Consider the following 3,014-nt stretch of genomic DNA (forward strand, 5'->3'; position numbering starts at 1 on the left):
GTCCGCGTGGTTGTGGCCTCTGGCGCGGCGGGGAACGCCGTCTACCGGGTGGTCGTCAAGAAGGAGCTCGGCGACCGGCTGGCGTCGGTGTTGAGTCTCGCCGCCCGGCAGGTCGCGCTCGAGCGCCAGGTCGTGGGGCTCGGTGGTGATCCGGCCGTCGTGGGGCGAGCCGTGTCCGCGGCCACGGTCCAGGTCAGCGCCCTGCGGCCGGCCTCGGAACGGGACGGGGCCCGGCTGCTGCTCGGCCTGCTCTCCGGCGGGCTGATTTACCTGTCTCTGCTGATCTTCGGCCCGGCCGTGGCGCAGGGGGTGATCGAGGAGAAGACCAGCCGGGTGGTGGAGCTGCTGCTGGCGACGGTGCGCCCGTGGCAGCTGATGGCCGGCAAGGTTATCGGGATCGGCGCCGTGGCTCTCGGTCAGTTGACGCTGATCGGGGTGATCGGCGTGTCGTTGGGCCTGGCGACCGGGCAGCTCGACATCCCGGCCGGGATCGCGATCGGATCGGTCGCGCTGGCGCTGCTGTGGTACCTGCTCGGGTTCGCCGTGTATGCGCTGCTGTTCGCGGCCGCCGGGGCGCTGGTGTCCCGGCAGGAGGACGCCGGCGGGGTCACGGCGCCGATGATCTTATTGATCATCGTCCCGTACGTGCTGGGCATCTCGGTGCTTCCGGGGTCGCCGGACAGCGGCCTCATCCTGGCGCTGGCGATGATTCCGCTGTTCGCGCCGGTCCTGATGCCGATGGTGATCGGGATCGGCAGCGTGGCGGGGTGGCAGGTGGTGGTCGCGATGGCGCTGACGCTCGCGCTGATCGGGGCCCTGGTCTGGCTGGCCGGGCGGGTGTACGGCAATGCGGTGAAGCGCGGCGGGACTCGGGTGCCGATCCGGGAGGCGCTAGGGACCTCGGCATGACTCGGCGTCTGGTCGGTACCATCCGGGACGGGCGGGTCCATCGGACATCGACCGGGACACCGGACACGCCGGGACCCGGGGGACACACAGAGACCCCGGGGACACCGAGAACAGGGAACAAGGAGCGGTTCGTGCGAGACATCGCCGTCTTCAGCGGCAGTGCCCATCCGAGTCTCGCCGAGGAGATCTGCACACACCTCGACGTGCCGCTGCATCGGGTGCGGGTGCAGCGTTTCGCCAACGACTGCCTGGAGGTCCAGCTTCCCGCGAACTGCCGGGAACGCGACGTGTTCCTCATCCAGCCGCTGGTCGCACCGGTGCAGGAGAACCTCGTCGAGCTGCTGCTGATGCTGGACGCGGCGCGCGGGGCGTCGGCGGCGCGCACGACGGTCGTGCTGCCGCACTATGCCTACGCCCGCTCGGACAAGAAGGACGCGCCGCGGATCTCGATCGGCGGGCGGCTGGTCGCGGACCTGCTCGTCACCGCGGGTGCGAACCGCGTCCTCGCGATGACCCTGCACTCGCCGCAGGTCCACGGTTTCTTCAGCGTGCCGGTGGATCATCTGCATGCATTGCGGGAACTCGCCGCGCATTTCCGCCGCTACGAGCTGTCGAACACGACGGTGGTCTCCCCGGACCTCGGCAACGCCAAGGAAGCGGCGGCGTTCGCCCGGATGCTCGGGGTGCGGGTGGCGGCGGGGGCCAAGCAGCGTTTCGCCGACGACCGGGTCAGCATCAGCACGGTCATCGGTGACGTGGCCGGCCGGGACGTCATCGTGTTCGACGACGAGATCGCCAAGGGCAGCACCGTGCTCGAGCTGCTCGAGCGGCTGCGTGAGCTGAACGTGCGGTCGGTGCGGGTGGCGTGCACGCACGGGCTGTTCGCGGCGGGTGCGCTTAAGCGCATCGGCGACCAGCCCGAGGTCGCCGAGATCGTGTGCACGAACACGGTGCCGATTCCGGCGGGGGACCGGGTGCCGAAGCTGAAGATCCTCACGGTTGCCCCGGCACTCGCCGAGGCCATCCGCCGCATCCACAACGGCGAGTCCGTCAGCGATCTCTTCGACGCCTGACCGTCGCGTCGACCTGGCCGGGTCCCGGACACGGGTCCGCCTGATCGCGCGGCGGCCACGTTATGGGGAGCAAGGCACGGTCCAGGGCCCGCAGACCGTCCTCAGGTCCCCCAAATTCGCCGGCCTCCGGCTACGCAACGGGGTAGCCCACTTCGCGGCTGCGGCGCTAGGCTGGGAAGTATGGCCTGGCGATGTTGATCCGCACCTGAGTCCGGGCTCGCGCGCCGGCTGTACGCCTACGCGTTCTGCGACGAGCTCGTCCTGCTCTACCCGGTGTACCCGCTGTTGTTCGTCGACGCCGGGTTGTCGCCGGCGGAGATTTCCGCGCTGTTCATCGTGTGGTCGGTGACGTCCTCCCTCCTGGAGATCCCCTCCGGGCTGTGGGCGGATACGGTCTCTCGACGGCTGCTGTTGATGATTGGTCCGGCGCTGGCGGCACTCGGTTTCGCGCTGTGGACGTTTAAGCCATGCTTTGCGGCGTTTGCCGCCGGGTTCGTGTTCTGGGGGGCGGGCAGCGCACTACGGTCGGGCACGCTCCAGGCTGTCGTCTACACCGAACTGACCCGGCTGGACGCGGTCGCCGCCTGTCCCAGGCTGATTGGCCGGTCGCGATCCTTCGCCTCGGCCGCTGTCCTCGTCGCTACCGGGCTCGCGTCCCCCGTCATCGCTATCGGTGGTTACCGAGCTGTGGGAATCGCCAGCGTCGCCGTGGTCCTGCTTGGGGTACCGCTCGGGGCGTCGCTACCCGACTCCCGGGGACACCTCGACGGCCCCGACTACTTGGACGGCCCTGATCACCGCAAAGATGATCATTCTGGTGGCGGTGAGTTCGGCCCTGACGGAAGAAGCGGGAGGACGGCGCGGGCCGCAAGGGCCGGGGAGCGCGGCGAGACTGGTAGCGGCCGGCCCGGCGATCGGAACGGCGGCGATCGGAACGGCGATGCGGGGACCGGCCGGGGCTTCGCGGCGGTGTGGCGGACGGGTCTGGCCGAGGCGGGACGGGTGCCCGCGGTGCGCCGAGACGCTAGGGCC

3 protein-coding genes are annotated in these 3,014 nt (G+C 70.2%); all 3 read left to right on the forward strand.

Annotation, left to right across the window (positions count from 1 at the left end; all coding sequences use genetic code 11):
- A partial coding sequence (locus tag AC08OQ_RS06035; protein ID WP_476611937.1) for an ABC transporter permease occupies window positions 1-909 on the forward strand: 909 nt, incomplete at its 5' end.
- 131 nt (window positions 910-1,040) lie between these two features.
- Window positions 1,041-1,982, forward strand: coding sequence for a ribose-phosphate diphosphokinase (locus AC08OQ_RS06040; protein ID WP_462188499.1), 942 nt, complete (start codon window positions 1,041-1,043; stop codon window positions 1,980-1,982).
- 273 nt (window positions 1,983-2,255) lie between these two features.
- Window positions 2,256-3,014: MFS transporter (locus tag AC08OQ_RS06045; protein ID WP_476611938.1), on the forward strand; the 759-nt coding region annotated here is incomplete at its 3' end.

The organism is Frankia sp. CcCS3 (assembly GCF_977927575.1).